This is a genomic window from Streptomyces sp. NPDC088707 (assembly GCF_044752725.1).
Lineage (GTDB): Bacteria > Actinomycetota > Actinomycetes > Streptomycetales > Streptomycetaceae > Streptomyces.
The window spans coordinates 347214-369652 of the sequence record NZ_JBIVLV010000006.1 but is presented as its reverse complement, the minus strand read 5'-3'; the positions used below and the strand labels follow the sequence as shown (position 1 = coordinate 369652).

Here is a 22439-nt window from a genome sequence, read left to right as displayed (position 1 = left end):
CGTCGCGCACCGGCTCCCCGTGCACCGACTCCTCGCACACGGGCGGCCCGGAACCCCGGGCCGACTTCCATTGTCCCGCGCTCCGCAAGAGGGCGTCGGGGGGCGGGGTGTGATCAGTCGTCGAGGCCGCGCAGGAGCAGCCGCAGACCGCCGAAGAACTCCTGGTCGGGGCCGACCTCGCCGGCCGTCCGCGCGGTCCGCGTCAGATGGGGGAACCGGTCCTCGGGCAGCGTGGCGATGGCCGAGGTGCCGGCTCCCGCCAGCGGCCCGAGGTGTTCGAGACGGATGGCTCCGGTGACGTACGCGTGGAGCGCGCGCAGGGCGACGACCCGCCGCGTGCCGTCGATGCCGGCCTCGGTCAGGATGCCGAGCACGGTCTCCGACCAGAGCAGGCCGCCGGGTGCCCGGTGCCGGTGGGTGAGGGTCAGCTGGACGGCCTCCGGGTGGCGGACGACGGCGTCGCGCAGGCGCCCGGCCATGGTCTCGATCCGGTCCCGCCAGGGCGCGTCCGCGGCGGGAGGGGTGGTGTCGAGGTCGCCCAGGACGCGGTCGACGACGAGCGCCTCCAGCTCCTCGCGGTCGGCGACGTAGCGGTAGAGCCCCATGGGGCTCATGCCGAGTTCCTTGGCGACGGTGCGCATCGAGAGGGCGGCGAGTCCGTCGCGGTCGATGACGGCGAGGGCGGCGGCGGCCAGCCGGTCGGGGGTGAGGGAGCGGGGTCGTGGCATGACGGTTGACAGCGTACGCCCTACGCCTACCCTGTTAGGAGTACGACGTACGCCTACGAGGAAGGTGCCCCATGCGCATGCCCCGGACGGCCTCTTCGGCGACCTCGCCCACGAAGACCTCCGCGCCCCCGTCCCGCCCCCGGCCGGCCCCCGGCGACCTGGTGCCGAGCCGCGCCCTCACCCCGGTGATCGGCCCCGAGCTGACGCTGCCCGACCCCGGGCGGACCACTCACCTGCAGTTCCGGCGCTTCGCGGGCTGCCCCGTCTGCAATCTCCATCTGCGCTCGGTGGCCCGCCGCCACGACGAGATCGAGCGGGCCGGCATCCGGGAGGTCGTGTTCTTCCATTCACCTGCCGAGGAGCTCCGCGCACACGTGGCCCACCTGCCGTTCGCCGTCGTCGCGGACCCCGACAAGGTGGCGTACGCCGAGTTTGGCGTGGAGTCCCACCTCCGGGCCCTGCTCGACCCACGCGGCTGGCCCGCGATCGCCGGAGGCGTGCTCCGCGACACCTGGGAGCTGCTCCGGGGCAGGGGCCGGCTGCCGGCCGGCGAGCAGCCGGCCGGCCGTCTGGGCCTCCCCGCCGACTTCCTGATCACGCCCGACGGCCGGGTCGCCGCCGTGAAGTACGGCGAGCACATCGACGACCAGTGGTCGGTCGACGAACTCCTCACCCTGGCGGCGCAACCGGCCCCGTAGCACCGGGGTGTCCAGGAGGAAGCGGGGCGCCGAGGAGTGCCGGGAGCGGCCGCGGCACCCGGGGGCGAGACCTCACGGCGTCCAGGCGACCCGGTGTTCCGCCAGGTGGGAGAGGACCGCGTGGTTCGCCTCCCAGCCGTCCGGGAACGACACGGCGACACCCAGCTGCACCGGCTCGGTCGACGGGTGCGCGTCGAGGAGGTCCGTGACGCCCGCCCGGCAGACCACGACGCAGGCGTGCCGGTGCCGGGACGCGAGGACGCACAGCCGGCCCGTCTCCAGGTGGAAGGCGGTCGCGTCGGGGCGCCCGGACAGCGGATGGAGGACGACGGTCACGTCGTACTCACGCCCCTGGAGCCGGTTCGCCGTGTCCACCGTCACGCCCGTGACGCCCAGTTCGGCGAGGGCCGCCCGGATCGCCGCCGCCTGGTCGCGGTGGGCGGTGCCGACCGCGACCCGGTCGGGCGTCAGGGGGACGGGGGTCTCCGAGCGCTCCGAGACCGCGGCGCCGCCCCGGTCGAGGAGCCGGCGCACCACCACGGCGACCGCGCCGACCGCCTCCGGGTCGGTGCGAGGGGTGTGCCGGGCGGGCAGTTCGAGCAGGCCCCAGCCCGACTCGGCCGCCTCGTCGAGGACCCGGTCGGGGCCCGAACCGTCCGAAGCGACCGAGAAGGAGAGCTTCCGGTCCCCGTGCCCGGTGCCGCTGCGGAACGGCGTGAACGGGTAGAACGCGTCCGAGACCAGCGGCGCCGCCGAGGCGGGCAGCCGCCAGGACACCGGCAGCCGGTGCTGCGGCAGTTCCGGGTTGTGCGCGAGCAGGGTGGAGACCGCGCTCGCCGACGGGTCGTACGAGAGCCCCGCCCACTGCTCGGCGCCCACGACCGAGAACGGGTCCAACTGCCCGGGGTCGCCCACGAACAGCGCCCGCTCGAAGAGGCCCGCCACGGCGAGCAGCGCGTCCGAGCGCATCTGGTACGCCTCGTCGACGATCGCGTGCGCCCACGGTTCGACGTTCTTCACGTGCGCCCACTTGGCGGCCGTGGAGAGGACGACCGGCAGCCCGGTCAGCTCACCGGCCTTCGCCGACTTCCGTACGTTCTCCAGGTCGTCGAGCGCCTTGTCGTACGGGTCGCTGTCGTTCGAGTGCAGCCGGCCGACCTCCAGGTCGGGCTCCTTCTCGGCGAGCCGCAGGACCAGGTCGTCCACCTGCGCGTTCGTCTGGGCCACCACCATCAGGGGGCGGCCGGCCGCGGCCAGTTCGAGCGCGGCCCGCACCACGAGCGTCGACTTCCCCGCGCCCGGCGGGGAGTCCACGACGACACCGCGCGCGGTGCCCCGCAGAGTGGCCGCGAGGATGTCGGCCGTCGCCCGGCCCGCGGCGGCCGAGGGGTCGAAGGGCGCCGCGTCGCCGACCGGCGGCGTCGAGAGGTCGAACACGGTCACAGCACGTCCTCCGCGGTCACGGCGTCGGGCAGTTCCACGGCGTCGGTCCGGGGAGGCCCGCCGTGCGTCCAGGGCGTCTCCTCCGCCTCCGGCAGCTGAGGCCCGACCCGCTGGTCGTGCTCGAACAGCGTCCAGGCGAGCCGCTCACCCTTCTCCGGCACCGAGCCCTCCGCGGGCTCCTTCGAGCGACCCATCCGGTCGAGGAGGCGCAGCAGCAGCGCGCCGTCCTCCTCGTACCGCACGAACTCCGCCGACTGCGGCTTCCCGTCGAGCGAGCGGTACACCTTCACCTTCTCGCCCAGGTGCGGCCGGTCCTCGGTGCGGACCGTGAGCAGCGGGCGCGGCGCGGGCCGCCTGGACTCCGTCCACGCCATGGTCACCTCGACCACCTCGGCCGTGAACGCCTCGCCCGACAGGCGCCGTCCGGCGAGCACCAGTGGATCGTCGAGGGCCTCCTGCGCCTCCAGCTGGCCCTGGGCCTGCTCGCGCGCGGCGAGCTTGCGGGCCGCCGTCACGGCGTCGTCCCGGCGCGGCTGCGGCGGCTCACCCGCGGTGACCCGGTCCCGGTGGGCGGTGAACGACCAGCGGTCGCGGGTCCAGCGGTCCTCGACCCTGGCCCCCTCCGGCAGCTCCCGCAGCAGGTCGATCGCCCGCCAGACCGCGTCCCACGTGGGCTTCGTCTGCGAGGCGACCAGCCGGCGCAGCTCCCGCTCGGCCCGGTGCAGTGCGCCGAGCCCGCGCTCGGCCGCCTCGCCGTCCTCGGCGGCGCCGACGGCCTGCCGTGCCCGGTCGTACCGCTCGATCGCCGGCGCGAGGAGCCCGTTGTCGAAGGCGGGGTCGGTGGCGGGCCCGGCGGGCGGGCACAGCAACTGCCCCGCGGAGTCCCGCCCGGTCTCGGCCCGCAGCGCCGCCTCGGCGCCCGGCTCACCGCCGGAGGGATCGATCCACGCGAGCAGCGCGCCCAGGTGCTGGTCCTCCAGGGAGGACTGGCCGGTGGCCCAGTGCCGGTTGAGGAGATCGGTCGCCGACAGCAGCAGCGAGGAGCCGGGCACCCGGGCCCGGTCGCCGAGGTGCGTCAGCCAGCGCCCGAGGAGCGGGACGCGCGGCGGTGCGGGGAACGGTGTCTCCGGGTCCTGCTCGGCCGTACGCCGGAACCGTGTCGACCGCCCGAGCAGCCGTACGTACTCGATGCCCGCCCGGCTCGGCACGATCAGCTGCGGCGCGTCCGCGCACAGCTCGACCTCGACCTTCACCTTCTTGCCTGTCTCGGGATCGACCTCGCTCCTCTCCGCCGCCTCGACGGCCTCGGTGAAGGAGTCGATGTACGGCAGGACCTCCTCCGCCAGGTCGGCGAGGAACGCGAACCGCAGGTCACGGTCCCGGGGCTGGGCCACCACCAGGAGCCGCGGCTCCTCCGGGTCGGTGCCGACGAGCGCGCCCAGCGGGGCGCCCGCCTCACCGGCCGTGGTCAGCGGCACCAGGACCAGCGGTCGCTCGGAGAGCCGCCGGTGCCGGACGGTCGCCAGAGGCTGCGCCCGGCCGGACTCGACGGCCTCCATACGGGCGAGGGTGGAGATCAGCGACATGTCCGGGCCCCCGCTCCCGACAGCGCTTCCTCGCGCAGTGCCCGCGCCCTGCGCAGGGCCGCCACGGCCGGGTCCTCCGGGTCGCCCTCCTCGCCCCGCGCCGCCGCGAGGACCGCGCCGACCGTCGTCAGGCCGCCCAGCTCGCCCCGTACCGAACGGCCCAGGGTCTCCACCGCGTCCGCCTGCCGGGCCCGCGACCGGCAGTGGAAGGCCAGCTCGCAGGCGGCCAGGCACTCCGGCGCGTACTGGTGGGGCACGCATTCCACGGCCGCCGTCAGCTCCTCGGCCGAACGCTCCGCCACATCGAAGCTGACGCCCTCCGGCAGGGCCGCCGCGATCTCGTCGATCCGGGTCAGCCGGTCGAGCTGGCGCCGGGTGACGGACCGCTGCTTGCGGACGTCGACGACCGAGGCCGTCGGCAGGTTGGAGAAGTCCTTCGGGCAGACGAGGAGCACCGACTGGGCGACCGTCGCCCCCTCGGTCACCGCCGCCACCCGTTCGAGCGCGAGCACGTACACGGCGGCCTGCCGGGCCGCCGCGCCGACCTTGGACGCGTCCGCCGCACCGTCGACCATCGGGAAGGACTTGATCTCCACGACCGTCCACCCGCCGTCGGGGCGGACCACCACCGCGTCCGGCTCCAGGTACACCGGCGAACCGGCCACCTCCAGGGCCAGTAGCGGATGGTCGAGCAGCGTCCACGCACCCGCCGCGGTCGCCTCCCGCAGGGCGAGGGCCGTGCGCGCCACCCGCCCCTCGGGTCCGGCGGCCGCGAGCTCGGGCACGGACACCGTGCCCGGATCCTCGACGCCGATCAGGCGCAGCAGCTCCCGGCCGCCGTCCGCCTTGACCTTCGCCTCGAAGGAGTTGCCCCGGACGATCGCGAACTGGGACTGCCCGAACGGGGCAGGCGAGCCGAGCTTCGCGGCCAGCGCGGACTTGTCGACCCCCGCGCCGTCGAGCAGGGCCCGGCGCCGGCAGCCGGGGTTGGCGGCCAGCGCCGCGAGGGCCCGCGCGTCCAGCGGACGCGGCGGGGTGGCCGGTCCGCGCAGCTCAGCGAGCAGCTGTCGACGTGTCGTCTGCGGAGATCGGGACAGACCGCTGTCCAGGGATGCGCTCACCCGTGGAAGTCTCGCATCCGGCACTGACAACCGGGGGCGCTTCCGCCGTCCCGCGCAGTCGCCGGGCGAGCCGCAGCACGTGCGGGGTGAGGAGCAGACCCGCGCCCATCACGGCCGCGCCCGCGACCGCGTCGAGCAGATAGTGGTTGGCGGTCCCCATCACGACTACCGTCGTGACCAGGGGATACGCGACCCCGAGCGCCTTCGTGACGGGTGTCCGCCCGTACCGCCAGAGCATCACCCCGCACCACAGCGCCCAGCCGACGTGCAGGCTGGGCATCGCCGCGTACTGGTTCGTCAGACCGCCCAGCCCGCGCGGCGCGCTGGCCTCGCCGCCCCACCAGCCGTACGCGCTGAAGTACGCCATCGTGTCGGTGAAGCCGTACACCGGGTCGAGCAGCCGGGGCGGGCAGGTGGGCAGCAGGGTGAAGCCGACCAGACCCAGCAGGGTGGAGAGCATCAGCCAGGTGCGGGCCGCCCGGTAGTGGGCGGGGCGGCGGCGGAAGAGCCAGACCAGGACCGCCGGGGTGACGAGGTAGTGCAGCGAGGCGTACGCGAAGTCCGCGGGGATCCCGAGCGCGGGCACGTCCGTGAAGAGCCGGTTCAGGGGGTGCTCGGCGTCGATCCCGAAGAGGCGTTCCAGGCGCAGGATCGCGAGGCCGTGCTCGACGGCCGAGGCCTCGTCGCCCCGGACGAGCAGCCGCCCGCCCGAATAGGCCGCGTACACGACCCCGATCAGCGCCAGTTCGGCCCACCAGCGTGGCTTGCGCATACGAAAAGGTCCCCCCAACCGGTGATCGCCCCGGGGGAGGGGACGCCGGAGGCCGCCCGGGGGTTGCCCGGAGGCCACCCCGAATCCACGTGGGCGATGATGGACGGAGGCACGTCCGCACCGTGAACCCCTGGAGATCCTTCCCATGGCACCGCGCATCCTGCTCGCCCGGCACGGCCAGACCGAGTGGTCACTTCTCGGCCGGCACACCGGCAGGACCGACATCCCCCTGCTCGACGAGGGGCGGCGCGGCGCGAAGCTCCTGGGCGAGCGTCTCCACCGCGGCCCCTGGCAGGGACTGCCCGGCGTGGAGGTGCGCACGAGCCCCCTGGTCCGCGCGAGCGAGACCTGCGAGATCGCCGGTCTCGGCGAGCGGGCGGAGCCCTGGGACGCGCTGATGGAGTGGGACTACGGGGCGTACGAGGGGCTGACCCCGCCGCAGATCCAGGACATCCGGCCGGGCTGGTTCATCTGGCGCGACGGAGTGCCGGACGGCGAGACCCTGGCGCAGCTGTCGGACCGCGCCGACGAGATCGTGAACTGGGCCCGCTCGGCCGACCGCGACGTGCTGGTCTTCGCCCACGGCCACATCCTGCGGTCGATCGGCGCCCGCTGGCTCGGCGAGGACGTCTCCTTCGCCTCCCGCATCCGCCTCGACCCGACGAGCCTGTCCGTCCTGGGCTGGGCGTACGGCGCTCCCGCGATCGAGCGCTGGAACGACACCGGGCACCTGGAGCAGTAGCCGCCCGGCCGCCGGTCAGTACGCGGCGAGGGCCCGGCGGGTGTCGACGAGCATTCCGCGGATCCGGGCCGATGCGATGCCCTCCAGGGAGTCCACCACCCGCTTCGCCTCCGCCGCGGCCTCGTCCGGGCGGCCCGCGTGCGCCAGGTTCTTGGCGAGATGGGCGCGGTAGAGCGCCAGGTTCCGCGCGAAGTGCGGGTTCTGCAGGACCGTGGCCCGGTGGGAGTGCCGGGCGGCCCGGCCCCAGTCGCCCAGGGCCGACCAGCACTGGGCCTCCAGGGCCTCCCGCTCCGGCTCCCCGAAGAACGACATCCACTCGGGGTCGTCCTCCGCCGCGCCCCGGTCGAAGAAGCCGTGGGCGCGGCCGAGGGCCTGCTCGCAGGCCGACCGGTCGCCGAGGCCGGCCCACGCGGCGGCCTCCCGCAGGGAGAGCAGCGACAGCAGCCGGGCCGAGTCCAGCGGCTGCGCGGCCCGCAGGCCCGCCTGCGCCGCGCGCACCGCCTCGCGGAACCGTCCGGTGTCCCGGGCGAGGAAGGACGTGTTGCAGAAGGCGTGCGCCTCCAGGGCCGCGTTCCCCGACACGCGCGCGGTGGCGAGGGCCTCGGCGTAGTGCGAGCGGGCGTCGTCGTGCCGGCCCGAGTCGTGGGCCAGCCAGCCCACCGAGAGGGAGAGCTCGCCCGCGCCCGCGTGCAGCCGGTCCTCGGTGGAGCGGCGGGTCATGGTGCCCGTGTCGAGCAGGGCGTACGCGGCCCGCAGCGGGTGGGCGGCGACCTTGTAGAGCCCGTCGGCGCCGTGCCGGTCGTCGAGCAGACGGATCTGCCGTACGGCGTCCTCGACGGCCCGCACCTCGGCGTCGCCAATCCGGTGGGTGCCGCGGGGGGCGGGGATCGCGACGGCGGGGCCGCCGAGTCCCAGCGAGGCGGCCGCCAGGGTGGCGGAGCCGCTCGTCATGAATGCGCGACGCAGCACGTCGCTCTCCTCATCGTTCCGGGTCGGGAGTGCCGCGGGAGCCGGAGCCCCGGCCGCGACCGGCTGCCGCCGGCCGCGCACCGTCTCCCGCGCGGAGAAGCCCAGGTCGGAGAGACCCAGACCGGGGAACATGTGCAGGAAGACCCGCTCGTACGCGTAGTTGGGGCAACGGATCTCGCCCGCCTCCACGCGCCCGATGTAGCGGGCGTCGCACGCGACCTGTTCGCCGATCTCCCGCGCCGCCCGGCGGACCGCGGCGGCGAACTCCGCCGGCGAGTGCTGTCCGCGGAGCCGGCGGAAGGCGAGATTGGGAACTGCCCGTGACATCGCCATGGCCGAGCCCTCTCCTGTGCTGCCGGGTGGTCCGGCGGCAAGAACGTACCTGCTGTGACCGGATGCGTACGCAGAGTTTGGCTACAAATCGGATATCTCGCCTGCGATCTGCCATGAACTGCCATCCTTTGCGGCGGCATGGCGCCGTAGCCGTTGACGCGCACGGGCGTTGAACCGTAAAGGGAGAGACGGAACGTGTCTCCTCAGGAGCGAGGAGGGGTCCCATGTCGGAGATCGGTTCCCAGTCGGCCACGCGCCACGTGCCCGCCCCGGACGCCCGCGCGTCCCTGACCACCCCCCAGGACCGCGGTCCGGTTCCGGCCGCGGCCCAGCAGCCCGCCGAGCCGTGGGACCTGGTGACCGTGCCGGTCCGACAGGGTCTCGAGGCCGTCGACATCCTGCGGCGCGGGGCGGGCCCCGCCGTCGGCCCCGTCGTCCACGACGGCACCTGCGACACCCTCGGCTTCCTCGTCCCGCCCGGCACGGCCGCCGCCTGGGACATGCCCGGCAGCGCGTGCACCCGGACCTCGGGCCGCGGCCTGCGCCTTCCCGAGCTGCCGGAACTGCCCGAGCCCGCCGGGGACGCGCCCCGCCCCACCGGCTGGCTGCTGCCCCCCGGCGACACCGACCCCGTCACCGATCCCGTCGTCCTGCGCGAGGCGCTCGGCGAGGCGGCCCGGCTCATCGAGGCCGCGGACGGCTGTCACTGAGGGCGGCCACGGCCGGCGGCCACGGCCGGCGGTCGCGGAGGTCCCCCGCCACGCTTCCGGGGCCGTCGGGCGGGGCCGGGGCGAATGACCCGATAATGGGCCCGTGGCCAGGAACAAGCAGCGCGACCGGGCGGCGTCCGCCGCCTCCGTCGTCGAGACCGTCGACGGCGGGCTCGCCGAACTCATACCCGACCGGGAGCGCCCCCGCGCCTGGACCCTGCTCATCGACGGCGCCCCGCAGTCCCATGTGGACCTCGACGACCCGGCCCACCTCGGCTTCGAGTACCAGCGGCGCCTCGGCCACATCGCCGACCTCGTCGCCCCGCCCAACCGCCCGCTCCAGGTCGTCCACCTCGGCGGCGGCGCCTTCACCCTCGCCCGGTACGTCGCCGCGACCCGGCCCCGCTCCACGCAGCAGATCGTGGAACTCGACGGGCTCCTCGTGCAGCTCGTCCGCCGGGAGCTGCCGCTCGACGCGGGGGCCCGGATCCGGGTCCGCTCCACCGACGCCCGCGCCGGGCTCGCCAAGGTCCAGGACGGCTGGGCCGACCTCGTCATCGCCGACGTGTTCAGCGGGGCCCGCACCCCGGCGCATCTCACCAGCACCGAGTTCCTCGGCGAGGTACGGCGGGTGCTGCGACCCGGCGGCTGGTACGCCGCGAACCTGGCCGACGGCCCGCCGCTGACGCACCTCCGCGGGCAGATCGCCACCGCCGCGGCCGTCTTCCCCGAACTCGCCCTGGCCGCCGACCCGACGGTGCTGCGCGGCCGCCGCTTCGGCAACGCGGTGCTGCTCGCCTCCGACCGGGAGCTGCCGGTGGCGGAGCTGACGCGCCGGGTCGCCACCGACCCGCACCCGGGCCGGGTCGAACACGGGCGGGCCCTCGCCGACTTGGCCGGGGGAGCGGCGCCGGTCACCGACGCGAGCGCCAAGCCCTCGCCCGTACCGCCGGCGTCCGCCTTCCGCTGACCCGCCGGTCGTCCGGGGCGCCGGGTCAGACCGCGCGGTCGTCGATCTCCACGCGGGGCGCGGTGTCGTGCCAGACGCAGAAGACGGACAGTTCGCGGCCGTTCGCCGTGAACGTGACCCGGATCCAGGTCGGCTGCTTCCACACCTGCATCTGCCAGCCGGAGGCGGGGATCGCCGAGACCAGCTCGGCCGTGTTCTCGCCCAGGTCGAAGGTGACCCGGCCGCCGTCCACCGTGTAGGTCTTCACGTTCGAGTCGGCCGGCGGCGTGGTGGCGAGCGGTGCCTGCGTCGTCGGACTCGCCGTCCGCGAGGGCGTCGTGCGCGGGGTGGCCGGGGTCGAACGGCCGCCGCTCGGCGTCGGCTTCCTCGTGACGGCCGCGGTGGGCTCGACGGTCGCGGGCCGGTGGGTCGAGGAGGACAGCGGACCGCTCCCGGCCGTGTCCGGTTCGCCGGCGCTGCCGGCCGGGAGGGGCAGCGCGCGCGGGGGGTCGTACACCGTTCCGGACAGGACCGTGTGCACTCCCCACCAGGAGAGCGTGACCGCCGCGCCGGTGGCGAGCGACCAGGCCAGGGCGTGAACGAGTCCTCTTCGCATCCGGGCCATACTGCACCACACCGTCCCCGCTCTCACCGCAGGGTGCTCCTTGCCTCACATTCCCCCGAATGGCGTACGGTGCGGCCCATGGCAAGTGTGCTCGTGGTCGAGGACGACCAGTTCGTGCGCTCGGCCCTCATCCGCCGGCTCTCCGAGGCCTCCCACACGGTACGGAGCGTCGGTACGGCTCTGGAGGCGCTGCGCGAGGTCGCCCATTTCCGGTTCGACGTGGTCATCCTGGACCTCGGACTGCCCGATCTGGACGGGTCGGAGGCGCTCAAGATGCTGCGCGGGATCACCGACGTACCGGTGATCATCGCGACCGCCCGGGACGACGAGGCGGAGATCGTACGGCTCCTCCACGCGGGCGCCGACGACTACCTCGTGAAGCCGTTCTCGGTCGACCACCTCTCGGCCCGGATGGCCGCCGTCCTGCGCCGGGCCCGGTCCGCCGCGGGCGAGGCACCGCCGCCGCGGGCGATCCGGGTCGGCGGGCTCACCGTCGACCCGCTGCGCCGGCAGGCGGAACTCGACGGGGCGCCCCTGGATCTGACCCGGCGCGAGTTCGACCTGCTCGCCTTCCTCGCCGGGCGGCCCGGCGTCGTCGTCCCGCGCAAGGAACTCCTCGCCGAGGTGTGGCAGCAGTCGTACGGGGACGACCAGACCATCGACGTCCATCTGTCGTGGCTGCGCCGGAAACTGGGCGAAACCGCCGCCCGGCCCCGCTATCTGCACACCCTGCGCGGAGTCGGCGTGAAGCTGGAGCCGCCCCGGGAGCCGCAGCCGTGAGATGGGCGCTCGTCAAGGTGTCGCTCGCCGTCACCGCCATGGTCGTCGTCGCCTTCGCCGTACCCCTCGGGCTCGTCGTCAAGGAGATGGCTCGCGACCGGGCGTTCTCCAACGCCGAACGGCGGGCCGCCGGACTGGCCCCCGTGCTCGCCATCACCACCGACCGCGAGGAGCTCGACAAGGCCGTCGCCACCACCGAGGACGGCGCGGCCGGGCGGCTCGCCGTCCATGTGCCGGCCGTCGAACCCGGCGATCCGGGCCTGGAGATCGGCACCCGGCGGGCCGGCGAGGAGGAGCTGGCCGCCACCCGCCGGCTCGGCCGGGCGTCCATCGCCGAGGTGCCGGGCGGCTTCGCGCTGCTCCAGCCCACCGCGCTCAGCAGCGGCGAGGTCGCCGTCGTCGAACTCTTCGTCCCCGAGGGCGAGGTGTCCAACGGCGTCGCCACCGCCTGGCTGGTCCTCGCCGGGGTCGGCATCGCCCTCATCGTCGGCTCCGTCGCCGTCGCCGACCGGCTCGGCGTCCGGATGGTCCAGCCCGCCCAGCGGCTCGCGGGCGCCGCCCACGACCTCGGCGAGGGCAGGCTCGGCGCCCGCGTCCCCGAAGAGGGGCCGCCCGAACTCAAGTCGGCCGCCGTCGCGTTCAACTCGATGGCCGACCAGGTCGTCCAACTCCTCGCCAACGAGCGGGAACTGGCCGCCGACCTCTCCCACCGGCTGCGCACCCCGCTCACCGTGCTCCGGCTCAACGCGGCCTCGCTGGGCTCGGGTCCGGCCGCCGAGCAGACCCGCGCGGCCGTCGAGCAGCTGGAGCGCGAGGTCGACATCATCATCCGGACCGCCCGGGACGCGAAGCCGCAGACCCAGGCGACCGGGCCGGGTGCGGGCTGCGACGCCGCCGAAGTCGTGCGCGAGCGCATGGAGTTCTGGTCGGCGCTCGCCGAGGACGAGGGCCGGCGGGTCCGCGTCGCGGGCGTCGAGCGCCCGGTCCGCATCCCGGTCGCGCGCCCCGAACTCGTCGCCGCGCTCGACGCGTTGCTCGGCAACGTCTTCCGGCACACCCCCGAGGGCACGGCCTTCTCGATCGACGTCCACAACGGCGAGGACGCCGTCATCGTCCTCGTCTCCGACGCGGGCCCCGGCATCACCGACCCGGCGGCCGCGCTCGCCCGCGGCAACAGCGGTGCCAGGGACGGCTCCACGGGCCTCGGCCTGGACATCGTCCGGCGGATGGCGGAGACCACCGGCGGCGACGTCCGCATCGGGCACTCGGTGCTCGGCGGTACGGAGGTCCGGATCTGGATCGGCCTCGACGGGCGCCGCGCGGGCGGCGCGACCGGCCGCCGCGGTCACCGCCCGGCCCGCCGCCGGCGCGGGGGGACCGGCACCCGCAGGGCCGCCGAGGGCTGACGGCGCCGCCCGCGGCCCGCACCCCGGACGGGCGCCGCCCGCACCGGGCTGACGACGCCGCCCCACCGCCGGCGCCCCGAACGGGCGCCGCCCGCACCCCGGACCGGTCGCACACACCCCGGACCGGCGTCGGCCGCCTCCAACCTTTCCTGGTTCCGATGCCTTCCTTAAGCGGAGCCTAAGGATCCCCACCCGCGTCCCCGGACGCCGGTTTGTCCGTTTCCCGGTCGCTAGCGTGCTGCCGCACCCCCTCCCCACCCCCCAGCACGCAGAGGCAGGCACGCGATGGGCACCAGTTCGCACCGGCGCAGGGCGAGCACCAGGACCAAGGCCGTCGGAGCGCTCGTCGCCGCCGCGGTCGTCGGCGGCGCCGCGTTCGCGCTCACCGGTACGGCCCAGGCCGCCGCGGTCGGCGCCGCGTACACCAGGACCAGCTCGTGGACCGGTGGCTACACCGGGCAGTACGTCGTCACCAACGAGACCTCCGCCGCCCAGTCCGACTGGACCCTGGAGTTCGACCTGCCGGCCGGCACGACCATCGGTTCCCTCTGGAACGGCGAGCACACCGTCTCCGGCAGCCACGTCACCGTGAAGCCCGCCGGCTGGAACAAGCAGCTCGCGCCCGGCCAGTCCGTCACCGTCGGCTTCGTCACCTCCGCCGCCGGACAGGCCGGCGACCCCGCCAACTGCCTGATCAACAAAGCGGCCTGCTCCGCCGGAGGCACCGCCCCCACCCCCAGCGGCCGCCCCACCACGACCGCCCCCACCCCCACGGCGACCCCGAAGCCGACGGCAACCGCCACGGCCACCACGACCCCCAGGCCGACCGCCACCCCCACCACCGCGCCTCCGAAGCCCACTGCCACCCCCACGGCCACCCCCACCCCCACGCCCACGGCGACCGGCGGGCCCGTCACGGCCGCCAGGTACGCCCCCTACGTCGACACCTCGCTGTACCCGGCGTACGACCTCCTCGCGACCGCCGACGCCACCGGTGTGAAGGAGTTCAACCTCGCCTTCATCACCTCCGGCGGCTCCTGCGCCCCGCTGTGGGGCGGGGTCACCGACCTGGCGAACGACAGGGTCGCCGCGCAGATAGGCGCCCTGCGCGCCAAGGGCGGCGACGTCCGGGTCTCCTTCGGCGGCGCCGCCGGGCACGAGCTGGCCCTGAACTGCTCCTCGTCCTCGGCGCTGGCCGCCGCGTACGGCAAGGTCATCGACCACTACAAGCTGACCAAGGTCGACTTCGACGTCGAGGGCGCGGCCCTGCCCGACACCGCCGCCAACACCCGCCGCTCGCAGGCGATCGCCCAGCTCCAGAAGTCCCACCCCGGCCTGAACGTCTCCTTCACCCTGCCGGTCATGCCCGAGGGCCTGACCCAGCCGGGCGTCGACCTGCTCGCCGACGCCAAGCGCAACGGGGTCCGCACCGACGCCGTCAACATCATGGCGATGGACTACGGGCCTGCCTACAGCGCCGACATGGGCACGTACGCCATCCAGGCCGCGACGGCGACCCAGGCGCAGATCAAGGGCGTCCTCGGGCTCTCCGACGCGGCCGCCTGGAAGGCCGTCGCCGTCACCCCGATGATCGGCGTCAACGACGTCGTGAGCGAGGTCTTCAAGGTCGACGACGCCACCCAGCTCGTCGACTTCGCGAGGTCCAAGGGCATCGGCTGGCTCTCGATGTGGTCCTCGACCAGGGACAAGCAGTGCCCGGACGGCGCCGTGAACCGCGCCGACGCCACCTGCTCCTCGATCCTCCAGCAGCCGCTGGCGTTCACGAAGGCCTTCGCCGCCTACAAGTAGAGCCCCCGGACCCGTCGGTCCGCCCCAGAAGCCATCGCGCCCCCCACACCGCGCGCCCCGGCCGGAGCCACCCCACCTCCCGGCCGGGGCGCGCACCCCTGTGTCCGGGTCCGTCAGGCCCGCTGCCGGAAGGGTGAGGGGTGAACGGCGCGGTCAGCTCGCGAGCCGCGGCCTGCCGAACTCGTCCCGCAGGCCCGTGCCGCACCCGGCGAAGGCGACCAGCGCGAGCAGCACCATCACCCAGTTGAGCACGAGATCCGGTCCGCCCTCGCGTGCCAGGGCGTTGGACGCGGCCGCCCAGACGACGAACACCTGCAGGGCCGCCGCCCCGCCGAGCGCCACGACCCGACCCCCGCGGGGGCCCCGGTCCCTGAAGGTACCGAGCCCGAGCACCGCCGCGCCCCAGACCAGCAGCAGCGCGACCGCGGCATCGGCCGCGAGGAAGAGGAGGACGTCCCCGGAGCCACGCGGAGCGGTGTGGTCGATCTCGGCGGTGTCCGGCGTGAACACCACGACGGCCAGCTGTATGAGGAGGAGGTAGCCGAGCTCCAGAGCGAGAACGGACGCCCCGGCCTGCCTGAGGAATCGGGACGTCACCGGGGGCTCCTGAAGTTCACGACGGCCGGGACAACGACTCAGGCCCCGGTTCGAAACGAACCGGGGCCTGAACCGACAGGGTGAGTAACGGGACTCGAACCCGCGACATCCTGGACCACAACCAGGTGCTCTACCATCTGAGCTATACCCACCATGACCGGCGGTTTCCCGAAGGTTTCCCTGACCGGCCGAGAAGAAGTCTACAGGGTCCTGGAGGGTGCTCGCGCCCGCATTGATGTGCGGGCACGAGCGGCCCTGCGCGGAGGGGATTATTCGGCCGGTACGACGTGCCGGGCCGCGATCTGCTTCGCGGTCTCCGAGTCGGGGCCGGGCTGCGGGACGAAGACCGCCTCGCGGTAGTAGCGCAGCTCCGCGATGGACTCGCGGATGTCGGCGAGCGCCCGGTGGTTGCCGTTCTTCTCCGGACTGTTGAAGTACGCCCTCGGGTACCAGCGGCGGGCCAGCTCCTTGACCGAGGAGACATCGACGATCCGGTAGTGCAGGTGGCTCTCCAGGGCGGGCATGTCCCGGGCGAGGAAGCCGCGGTCCGTGGAGACCGAGTTCCCGCACAGGGGCGCCTTGCCGGGTTCCTTGACGTGCTCGCGGATGTACGCGAGGACCTGGGCCTCCGCGTCGGCCAGCGTGGTGCCGTCGGCGAGCGCGTCGAGCAGCCCCGAGGCCGTGTGCATCTGGCGCACGATCTCGGGCATGGTCTCCAGGGCGGTGTCCGGCGGGCGGATCACGATGTCCACCCCGTCGCCGAGCACGTTCAGTTCCGAGTCGGTGACCAGTGCGGCCACCTCGATGAGTGCGTCGTCCGTCAGCGAGAGCCCGGTCATCTCGCAGTCGATCCACACCATGCGATCGTTCATGCGTCCACCTTAGGGGCTCTTTCCCCTGCCGGAGCGGGCCGAGCCGCCCCGTGAGGAGGTCGATGCGGGAGCCGGCGTCGTTCTCCCCTTCCGTTCCCCTCCCGTTTCCCTCCCGCGTCCGGACGTCCGCCCCGCCCGGCGGCCCCGTGGACGCGACGCCGACGGGCCCCCGGGGGAGATGTCCCCGGGGGCCCGTCGTTCCTGCTGCGCGCCGCTCGTGGCGGCGGCTGTCTTCTCTTCTCCTACGGTGCGCTGCGCTGGCCCGGGAACGAGGGGCGCCCCGGAGCGTAGGCGTCGGACTGCGGCTTCCCCTGGTCCAGCGGGGACGCCGGGCGCCTGATTCCGGCCATGACCTGGGCGGGCACGACCGGGTCGAGCACCGCCGTGGCGGTGTCGCCCTGCGGCCGCCGCGCACGGTACGCCGCCCGGTAGGCGGCCGGCGAGGAGCCGAGCTGCCGCCGGAAGTGACCGCGCAGCGCCACCGGCGAGCGGAAGCCGCACCGGCCCGCGACCTCGTCGACCGAGTAGTCGGAGGTCTCGAGCAGCCGCTGAGCCTGCAGCACCCGCTGGGTGATCAGCCACTGGAGGGGGGCCGAACCGGTCAGCGAGCGGAACCGGCGGTCGAAGGTCCGCCGTGACATGTACGCGCGGGCGGCCAGGGTCTCCACGTCGAACTGCTCGTGGAGGTGCTCCAGCGCCCAGGCGACGACCTCGGCCAGCGGGTCGGCGCCGATCTCCTCAGGTAAAGACCTGTCGAGGTAGCGCTCCTGACCGCCGCTGCGCCGCGGCGGGACGACCAGCCGGCGCGCCAGGGCGCCCGCGGCCTCCGTGCCGTGGTCGGTCCGCACGATGTGCAGACACAGATCGATTCCGGCCGCCGTGCCCGCGGAGGTCAGCACGTCCCCGTCGTCGACGAAGAGCTCCCGGGGGTCCACATGGACCGACGGGTAGCGCTTGGCGAGCGTCGGCGCGTACATCCAGTGCGTGGTCGCCGGGCGGCCGTCGAGCAGGCCGGCCGCGGCGAGGACGAACGCCCCGGTGCACAGGCCGACGATCCGCGCGCCCTCCTCGTGGGCGCGGCGCAGCGCTTCGAGTGCCTCCGGCGGTGGCGGCGAGGTGATCGACCGCCAGGCCGGGACGACGACGGTGCCCGCCCGGCTGATCGCCTCCAGGCCGTACGGCGCGGTCAGTTCGAGTCCACCGGTGGTCCGCAGCGGTCCGTCCTCGCCCGCACAGACGAGCAGTCGGTAGCGGGGCACTCCGGCGTCCTGCCGGTCGATGCCGAACACGGAGAGCGGGATGGAGCTCTCGAAGATGGGGCCGCCGCTGAACAGCAGCACCGCGACGACTTCGCGACGGCGGCGCCCGGTCAGCTTCCGTGCGGCCTCCGGTGCGGTGGAGTCCTGGCTCATGACGCTAAGCCCCCCTCGGTGTTCGCGTCTCCCTGGTCGTGTCGCTCCTGCACGTTTCCCCTCGGTTTTGCACGAGACCCCAGTCTTCGGTACCCATGATCGAATCTACTGCGTCCTGTGGCGCCGGCGTGACAAGTTCTTCATCCGGTGGATTGTCGACAAGGCCACTTGGCGTGAAGCGATCGATCGCGAAGTCTTCCGCCGGGAGGCCCCCGGGGGAAGGGGCGGGGTGGCGAACGCCCCCGTACGCGGGGGGTGCGAGCCCTTGGGGCGGGGCGTTTCCGGGTGTCGGCGCCAGGGTTGGGCAACCGTTTTGCCAAGGACTCGCCGACGGATGGAAGTTGGCTGAAAACATATGGGTTCGCGTGTACGAACCTGTCAACTCCACGAGGGGCGGGGGCGATCGGCGTCCCGTTTAGGGCTGGTTTACACCCCCCGGAAACCTAGGGCCTGTCCTGGTCGCGCCGCCTGCCGCGGACGCCCTCGCTCCGCATGCCCCGTTCCGAGCGCCGCAGCAGTACCCGGCAGGCCGCCGTCACCGAGACGAGCCCGAGCGCGGTCCCGGCGGCGCCGCCGAGGGAGCTGCCGTAGGCGAGCAGGACCACCGGGACCAGGACGCAGCAGAAGACCGCCCAGCGGACGACGTCGCCGGCCTGGTCCGCGGCGGCCGCGCCGCCCCCCGTGCCCGACCCCGTGCCCGACCCCGCGCCCGCGCCCCCGCCGGCCGTCGCCCCCGCGCCGGCTCCCGCGCGCGGGGCCGTCCCCGCCGCTCCCCGCCCGCTGCCCGGATCCGGGTCCGCGGCGCCGGACGGGCCGAGGACGGGCGCCCGGCGCCGGCCGCGGGGTCCTCCGAGCGCGGTGGCGCGGACGGCGGTGGAGGCGGTGGAGGTCTGGCCGGCGGCGGTCGATGGTGCGGGCACGGGCGGTCTCCCTGCGACGGTGGGCTGGACCTGTGGCAACGAGAAGCGGAACCTTCCGGTCACTCTCGGCGACGTCCGTTTGGCCCCCGTACGGACACCTGTAGGGCACAACCGGCATTGCCAGATCCCGAGCCCCTCGTGCATGCTCCCTGGAACGCCGCGCGCGAGCGGGGCGCAGGCCGGGCAGTGGCGCGGCGGGCTCTGGGCAGGAGAGGAGTGTCGCCGTACCCTTGGGGGTATGGGCTTGGGAAGATGATTCCCGGACACAGCTCCCGCCGCCACCCGTTGCTCCGTCCCCTTCCGTTCCCCGTCCCTTCCCACGAGGACTCTCTTCGCCGAGACACCGATGGCCGGTCACGAATTCCCCGAACCCGCGGACCGCAAGCGCGTCGCCGATTCCACGGTCGACCCCCTCGCGGTAGAACAGCCACGTCACGCCTGCGACCCGGCCTTCCGGCACGGCGTCGTCGTCGGCTTCGACGGCTCCACGTCCAGTGAGCGCGCCCTCGCGTACGCCATCGGCATGGCCAGGCGCTCCGGCTCGGGCCTGATCATCGTGCACGTGGCCAACAGGCTGCCCACCACGGTGTGGGCCGGCTGCGAGCCCCCCGTCTTCGTCGACGTGCCCGACCACCGGACCGAGGTCCTCGGTCTGGAACTGGCCTGCGCCGAGCACCTCTCCGAGGTGCCCTGGATCCTCGTCGAGCGCGGTGGCGACATCTGCCACGAGCTGGAGGAGGTCGGCCGGGAGTACTCGGCCGACGCGATCGTGGTCGGCTCCACGCACGGGATCGTCGGCCGGATCTTCGGCTCGGTGGCCGGTCGCCTCGCGCGCCGTGCCCGGCGGCCCGTGATCGTCATCCCGTAGGGCGTACGAGGCCCCTCCCGTCCCGTGCGACCCGTCAGGTCTCTTCCTCAACTGACGTCATCGCGCCATAAATTCGGCCTTCCTCAGGTGAATTGTGTGCTTGTGAAGGGTACATAAGCGTCACCGGAACACAGCAGCTCACGCAGTACACCTGCGCACCTGAAGGGAGCCCGCCGTGAACAACGAAGTCGCCGCGGGAAACACCACTTCCACTCTCGGCCACCTCGCACTCGGACTGACCCTGCTGGCCTTCGGCCTGGGCGGCACCGGTGTCATCGACAACGTCGCGGCAGCGGATGCCGCGGGCCTCGCCACCTGGGTCGGCGGGGTGACGCTCTTCCTCGTCGGCCTGCTCGCCCTCCGTGCGGACGACAAGGGTGAGGGCACGGCGTTCACGGCGCTCGGCGCCTTCTGGTTCACCTGGGGCACCGCGGCGGGCGGCGGCGCGTCCGCCGACGCCGTGGGCGTCTTCCTGCTCCTGTGGGCGCTCCTCGCGCTCACGCTGACGCTGGCCGCCTCGGGCAGCGGACTGTTCGGACAGGGCGTGTACGGGCTGCTGTTCGTCTCGCTGCTGCTGCTCGGCATCGGGGCGCTCGCCGACAACGGCGGGCTGGCGAAGGCGGGCGGCTGGGTGGCGGCCGTCGCCGGTCTGGTCGCCTGGTACGGCGCGACGGCGGCGGTGGCCGGCTGGCCGACCGCGCTCGGCCGGGCGAACCGCAGCGCCGCCGCGGCGAGCTGACCGTACGAGCGGAGCGGAGAAAGCGGTCCCCCGTGCACCTGGGATGCACGGGGGACCGCTTCGTGTCCGGTCGAACCGCCGGGGGACAGGCCCGGCGGCGCGGCTCGGGGGGACAGGCCCCGAGGCCGCCGCTACTCGACCGTGACGGACTTGGCCAGGTTGCGCGGCTTGTCGATGTCGCGGCCCATGGCGAGCGCCGTGTGGTAGGCGAGGAGCTGGAGCGGGATGCCCATCAGGATCGGGTCCAGCTCGTCCTCGTTCTTCGGCACGACGATGGTGTGGTCGGCCTTCGCCTGCTCCTGGTGCGCGACCGCGAGGATGCGGCCGCTGCGGGCCTTGATCTCCTCCAGGGCGGCGCGGTTCTTCTCGAGCAGGTCGTCGTCGGGGACGATCGCGACCGTCGGCAGGGCCGGCTCGATGAGGGCGAGCGGGCCGTGCTTCAGCTCGGAGGCCGGGTAGGCCTCGGCGTGGATGTAGGAGATCTCCTTGAGCTTCAGGGAGGCCTCCAGGGCGACGGGGTAGCCCCGGACGCGGCCGATGAACATCATCGACTGGGCGCCGGCGTACTCCGCGGCGATCTTCTTGATCTCGTCCTCGGTCTCCAGGATCTCCTGGATCTGCGCGGGCAGCTTGCGCAGGCCCTCGATGATCCGCTTGCCGTCGGTGACGGACAGGTCGCGGATGCGGCCCAGGTGCAGGGCGAGCAGCGCGAACGCGGTGACCGTGTTGGTGAAGCACTTGGTGGAGACGACGCAGACCTCGGGGCCGGCGTGGACGTACACGCCGCCGTCGGCCTCACGGGCGATGGCGGAGCCGACCACGTTGACCACGCCGAGGACGCGGGCGCCCTTGCGCTTGAGCTCCTGGACGGCGGCGAGCACGTCGTAGGTCTCGCCGGACTGGGAGACGGCGATGTAGAGGGTGTCGGGGTCCACGACCGGGTTGCGGTAGCGGAACTCAGAGGCCGGCTCGGCGTCGGCGGGGATGCGGGCCATGGACTCGATGAGCCCGGCGCCGATGAGGCCGGCGTGGTAGGAGGTGCCGCAGCCGAGGATCTTGATCCGGCGGATGGTGCGGGCCTCGCGCGGGTCCAGGTTCAGGCCGCCCAGGTGCACGGTGGAGAAGCGGTCGTCGATCCGGCCGCGCAGCACGCGGTCGACCGCGTCGGGCTGCTCGGAGATCTCCTTGTGCATGAAGGTGTCGTGACCGCCCATGTCGTACGAGGCGGCCTCCCACTCCACGGTCTCCGGGGTGGCGGTGGTGGTCGCGCCCGAGGTCGTGTACGTGCGGAAGTCGTCGGCCTTGAGGGTGGCCATCTCGCCGTCGTCGAGGGTGACGACCTGGCGGGTGTGGGCGATCAGGGCGGCGACGTCGGAGGCGACGAGCATCTCCTTCTCGCCGATGCCGAGGATGACCGGCGAGCCGTTGCGGGCCACGACGATGCGGTCGTTGAAGTCGGCGTGCATCACGGCGATGCCGTAGGTGCCCTCGATGACCTTGAGCGCCTCGCGGACCTTCTCCTCGAGGGTGGTGGCCTGGGAGCGGGCGATGAGGTGGGTGATGACCTCGGTGTCCGTCTCGGAGGCGAAGACGACGCCGTCGGCCTCCAGCTTGGCGCGGAGCTCCTGGGCGTTGTCGACGATGCCGTTGTGGACGACCGCGACCTTGTTCTCGGGGTCCATGTGCGGGTGCGAGTTGATGTCGCTCGGCGCGCCGTGGGTGGCCCAGCGGGTGTGGGCGATGCCGGTGGTACCGGTGAAGCGCTTGGGGACACGGGCCTCCAGGTCACGGACGCGACCCTTGGCCTTGACCATCTTCAGACCGGAGGCCTTCGGGCTGGTGACGACCATGCCGGCCGAGTCGTATCCCCGGTACTCCAGACGCGCCAGGCCCTCAAGGAGCAGCGGGGCGACGTCACGCTTTCCGATGTAACCGACAATTCCGCACATAAAGGTGAAACCCCTCCAGGTTGGTGAGTGTGCCCGCCGTGTTCGTTCGTGACTCAGCCGTAGACGATGCGGCGCAGTTGCCGGAGCGAGAGCTCCGGCGGCGCCACGGCCCGGTGGGGCAGTTCCGCCGAGATCCGTTCGAAGATCTCGGCGTTCACGGCCCCGCCGGACTGCAGTTCGCGGTGTCGGCGGCGGACGAACTCCTCGGTCGTCTCGTCGAAGTACGCCAGCACGTCGAGCACCACTCGGGCGGCCTCACCGCGCTGGAGCGCGGTGCTGCGGACCAGGTGGTCGATGAGGTCGTCGTGCGACGGGCGGCGTTCGAGCACCCATGAATATTGGGGGGTACCTGTCGCCATTCGCAAGAATCCTGCCCGATATCGGGCAGGTGTGCCATGATCAACCCGCTGT

The 22439-nt window shown here is 73.7% G+C and carries 22 protein-coding genes and 1 tRNA gene; 9 read left to right on the top strand and 14 right to left on the bottom strand.

Annotated elements, in window-relative coordinates:
* Positions 1 to 113: 113 nt before the first annotated feature.
* Positions 114 to 728 carry a TetR/AcrR family transcriptional regulator gene (locus ACIP84_RS20635; RefSeq protein WP_355958041.1) on the bottom strand — a complete coding sequence of 205 codons (615 nt, stop codon included), beginning with the start codon at positions 726 to 728 and terminating at the stop codon, positions 114 to 116.
* 71 nt (positions 729 to 799) lie between these two features.
* Here ACIP84_RS20635 and ACIP84_RS20630 point away from each other — a divergent pair, with 71 nt between their 5' ends.
* The gene (locus ACIP84_RS20630) at positions 800 to 1426 is read left to right on the top strand and encodes a peroxiredoxin-like family protein (protein WP_401799201.1); all 627 of its coding nucleotides are present in this window, start codon (positions 800 to 802) and stop codon (positions 1424 to 1426) included.
* Between the two features lie 72 nt (positions 1427 to 1498).
* Here ACIP84_RS20630 and ACIP84_RS20625 read toward each other — a convergent pair whose 3' ends face one another.
* The 4 genes from ACIP84_RS20625 to ACIP84_RS20610 are packed head-to-tail and all read right to left on the bottom strand — an operon-like array spanning position 1499 to position 6348.
* On the bottom strand, positions 1499 to 2869 hold the full coding sequence (locus tag ACIP84_RS20625) for an AAA domain-containing protein (protein ID WP_355958038.1): 1371 nt from the start codon (positions 2867 to 2869) through the stop codon (positions 1499 to 1501).
* The gene (locus ACIP84_RS20620; protein ID WP_401799199.1) at positions 2866 to 4455 is read right to left on the bottom strand and encodes a hypothetical protein; all 1590 of its coding nucleotides are present in this window, start codon (positions 4453 to 4455) and stop codon (positions 2866 to 2868) included. The genes ACIP84_RS20625 and ACIP84_RS20620 overlap by 4 nt, the downstream gene beginning before the upstream one ends.
* Complete coding sequence (locus ACIP84_RS20615; RefSeq protein WP_401799197.1) at positions 4446 to 5576, bottom strand: hypothetical protein; 1131 nt, start codon at positions 5574 to 5576, stop codon at positions 4446 to 4448. Before ACIP84_RS20615 ends, ACIP84_RS20620 begins: the two co-directional genes overlap by 10 nt.
* Positions 5509 to 6348, bottom strand: coding sequence for a phosphatase PAP2 family protein (locus ACIP84_RS20610; RefSeq protein WP_401799195.1), 840 nt, complete (start codon positions 6346 to 6348; stop codon positions 5509 to 5511). The genes ACIP84_RS20615 and ACIP84_RS20610 overlap by 68 nt, the downstream gene beginning before the upstream one ends.
* A 145-nt stretch (positions 6349 to 6493) precedes the next feature.
* Between ACIP84_RS20610 and ACIP84_RS20605 the strand changes: the two genes are divergently transcribed.
* The gene (locus tag ACIP84_RS20605; protein ID WP_355958032.1) at positions 6494 to 7090 is read left to right on the top strand and encodes a histidine phosphatase family protein; all 597 of its coding nucleotides are present in this window, start codon (positions 6494 to 6496) and stop codon (positions 7088 to 7090) included.
* 15 nt (positions 7091 to 7105) lie between these two features.
* On the opposite strand, the gene ACIP84_RS20600 is transcribed toward ACIP84_RS20605, so the two are convergent.
* Complete coding sequence (locus tag ACIP84_RS20600; RefSeq protein ID WP_401799194.1) at positions 7106 to 8392, bottom strand: tetratricopeptide repeat protein; 1287 nt, start codon at positions 8390 to 8392, stop codon at positions 7106 to 7108.
* Positions 8393 to 8616: 224 nt separating this feature from the next.
* On the opposite strand from ACIP84_RS20600, the gene ACIP84_RS20595 reads away from it, so the two are divergent.
* Positions 8617 to 9102: a hypothetical protein gene (locus ACIP84_RS20595; RefSeq protein WP_355958029.1), complete on the top strand. Its 486-nt coding sequence runs from the start codon at positions 8617 to 8619 to the stop codon at positions 9100 to 9102.
* 103 nt (positions 9103 to 9205) lie between these two features.
* Entirely contained in the window at positions 9206 to 10072 is an 867-nt protein-coding gene (locus tag ACIP84_RS20590; RefSeq protein WP_401799192.1) for a spermidine synthase, read from the top strand.
* 25 nt (positions 10073 to 10097) lie between these two features.
* Here the strand turns inward: ACIP84_RS20590 and ACIP84_RS20585 are convergent, their stop codons facing one another.
* A complete protein-coding gene (locus tag ACIP84_RS20585) occupies positions 10098 to 10676 on the bottom strand; it encodes a hypothetical protein (RefSeq protein WP_401799190.1) in 579 nt (192 codons plus the stop codon).
* 78 nt (positions 10677 to 10754) lie between these two features.
* Between ACIP84_RS20585 and ACIP84_RS20580 the strand changes: the two genes are divergently transcribed.
* The 3 genes from ACIP84_RS20580 to ACIP84_RS20570 all read left to right on the top strand — a co-directional run bounded on the left by ACIP84_RS20580 (position 10755) and on the right by ACIP84_RS20570 (position 14671).
* Entirely contained in the window at positions 10755 to 11456 is a 702-nt protein-coding gene (locus ACIP84_RS20580) for a response regulator transcription factor (protein WP_355958026.1), read from the top strand.
* Entirely contained in the window at positions 11453 to 12862 is a 1410-nt protein-coding gene (locus tag ACIP84_RS20575; protein ID WP_401799188.1) for an ATP-binding protein, read from the top strand. The genes ACIP84_RS20580 and ACIP84_RS20575 overlap by 4 nt, the downstream gene beginning before the upstream one ends.
* A gap of 285 nt (positions 12863 to 13147) precedes the next feature.
* On the top strand, positions 13148 to 14671 hold the full coding sequence (locus tag ACIP84_RS20570; RefSeq protein ID WP_355958023.1) for a cellulose binding domain-containing protein: 1524 nt from the start codon (positions 13148 to 13150) through the stop codon (positions 14669 to 14671).
* Positions 14672 to 14824: 153 nt separating this feature from the next.
* On the opposite strand, the gene ACIP84_RS20565 is transcribed toward ACIP84_RS20570, so the two are convergent.
* The 5 genes from ACIP84_RS20565 to ACIP84_RS20545 form a co-directional block, all read right to left on the bottom strand.
* Positions 14825 to 15268, bottom strand: a complete 444-nt coding sequence (locus tag ACIP84_RS20565; RefSeq protein ID WP_401799186.1) for a hypothetical protein — start codon at positions 15266 to 15268, stop codon at positions 14825 to 14827.
* A gap of 79 nt (positions 15269 to 15347) precedes the next feature.
* Positions 15348 to 15420: transfer RNA gene (locus ACIP84_RS20560), tRNA-His, on the bottom strand.
* Between the two features lie 117 nt (positions 15421 to 15537).
* On the bottom strand, positions 15538 to 16140 hold the full coding sequence (orn, locus tag ACIP84_RS20555; protein WP_055603480.1) for an oligoribonuclease: 603 nt from the start codon (positions 16138 to 16140) through the stop codon (positions 15538 to 15540).
* Between the two features lie 242 nt (positions 16141 to 16382).
* Complete coding sequence (locus ACIP84_RS20550; RefSeq protein ID WP_355958021.1) at positions 16383 to 17552, bottom strand: helix-turn-helix domain-containing protein; 1170 nt, start codon at positions 17550 to 17552, stop codon at positions 16383 to 16385.
* A 443-nt stretch (positions 17553 to 17995) separates the two neighbouring features.
* On the bottom strand, positions 17996 to 18472 hold the full coding sequence (locus tag ACIP84_RS20545) for a hypothetical protein (RefSeq protein ID WP_401799183.1): 477 nt from the start codon (positions 18470 to 18472) through the stop codon (positions 17996 to 17998).
* Positions 18473 to 18818: 346 nt separating this feature from the next.
* Between ACIP84_RS20545 and ACIP84_RS20540 the strand changes: the two genes are divergently transcribed.
* Together ACIP84_RS20540 and ACIP84_RS20535 are read left to right on the top strand one after the other, a co-directional pair.
* Positions 18819 to 19340 carry a universal stress protein gene (locus tag ACIP84_RS20540; protein ID WP_355958018.1) on the top strand — a complete coding sequence of 174 codons (522 nt, stop codon included), beginning with the start codon at positions 18819 to 18821 and terminating at the stop codon, positions 19338 to 19340.
* A gap of 175 nt (positions 19341 to 19515) precedes the next feature.
* Positions 19516 to 20079, top strand: coding sequence for a GPR1/FUN34/YaaH family transporter (locus ACIP84_RS20535; protein ID WP_401799181.1), 564 nt, complete (start codon positions 19516 to 19518; stop codon positions 20077 to 20079).
* Between the two features lie 131 nt (positions 20080 to 20210).
* Here ACIP84_RS20535 and glmS read toward each other — a convergent pair whose 3' ends face one another.
* Complete coding sequence (glmS, locus tag ACIP84_RS20530; protein WP_073913624.1) at positions 20211 to 22028, bottom strand: glutamine--fructose-6-phosphate transaminase (isomerizing); 1818 nt, start codon at positions 22026 to 22028, stop codon at positions 20211 to 20213.
* Positions 22029 to 22081: 53 nt separating this feature from the next.
* Positions 22082 to 22357 carry a hypothetical protein gene (locus tag ACIP84_RS20525; RefSeq protein WP_030324756.1) on the bottom strand — a complete coding sequence of 92 codons (276 nt, stop codon included), beginning with the start codon at positions 22355 to 22357 and terminating at the stop codon, positions 22082 to 22084.
* Between the last annotated feature and the right edge of the window lie 82 nt (positions 22358 to 22439).

Coding starts and splice junctions, on each gene's coding strand:
- ACIP84_RS20550 (WP_355958021.1), bottom strand. CDS start 17,552: ATGAGCCAGGACTCCACCGCACCGGAGGCCGCACGGAAGCTGACCGGG.
- ACIP84_RS20570 (WP_355958023.1), top strand. CDS start 13,148: ATGGGCACCAGTTCGCACCGGCGCAGGGCGAGCACCAGGACCAAGGCC.
- ACIP84_RS20630 (WP_401799201.1), top strand. CDS start 800: ATGCGCATGCCCCGGACGGCCTCTTCGGCGACCTCGCCCACGAAGACC.
- ACIP84_RS20595 (WP_355958029.1), top strand. CDS start 8,617: ATGTCGGAGATCGGTTCCCAGTCGGCCACGCGCCACGTGCCCGCCCCG.
- ACIP84_RS20635 (WP_355958041.1), bottom strand. CDS start 728: ATGCCACGACCCCGCTCCCTCACCCCCGACCGGCTGGCCGCCGCCGCC.
- ACIP84_RS20580 (WP_355958026.1), top strand. CDS start 10,755: ATGGCAAGTGTGCTCGTGGTCGAGGACGACCAGTTCGTGCGCTCGGCC.
- ACIP84_RS20605 (WP_355958032.1), top strand. CDS start 6,494: ATGGCACCGCGCATCCTGCTCGCCCGGCACGGCCAGACCGAGTGGTCA.
- ACIP84_RS20540 (WP_355958018.1), top strand. CDS start 18,819: ATGGCCGGTCACGAATTCCCCGAACCCGCGGACCGCAAGCGCGTCGCC.
- ACIP84_RS20600 (WP_401799194.1), bottom strand. CDS start 8,392: ATGGCGATGTCACGGGCAGTTCCCAATCTCGCCTTCCGCCGGCTCCGC.
- ACIP84_RS20610 (WP_401799195.1), bottom strand. CDS start 6,348: ATGCGCAAGCCACGCTGGTGGGCCGAACTGGCGCTGATCGGGGTCGTG.
- ACIP84_RS20585 (WP_401799190.1), bottom strand. CDS start 10,676: ATGGCCCGGATGCGAAGAGGACTCGTTCACGCCCTGGCCTGGTCGCTC.
- orn (WP_055603480.1), bottom strand. CDS start 16,140: ATGAACGATCGCATGGTGTGGATCGACTGCGAGATGACCGGGCTCTCG.
- ACIP84_RS20620 (WP_401799199.1), bottom strand. CDS start 4,455: ATGTCGCTGATCTCCACCCTCGCCCGTATGGAGGCCGTCGAGTCCGGC.
- glmS (WP_073913624.1), bottom strand. CDS start 22,028: ATGTGCGGAATTGTCGGTTACATCGGAAAGCGTGACGTCGCCCCGCTG.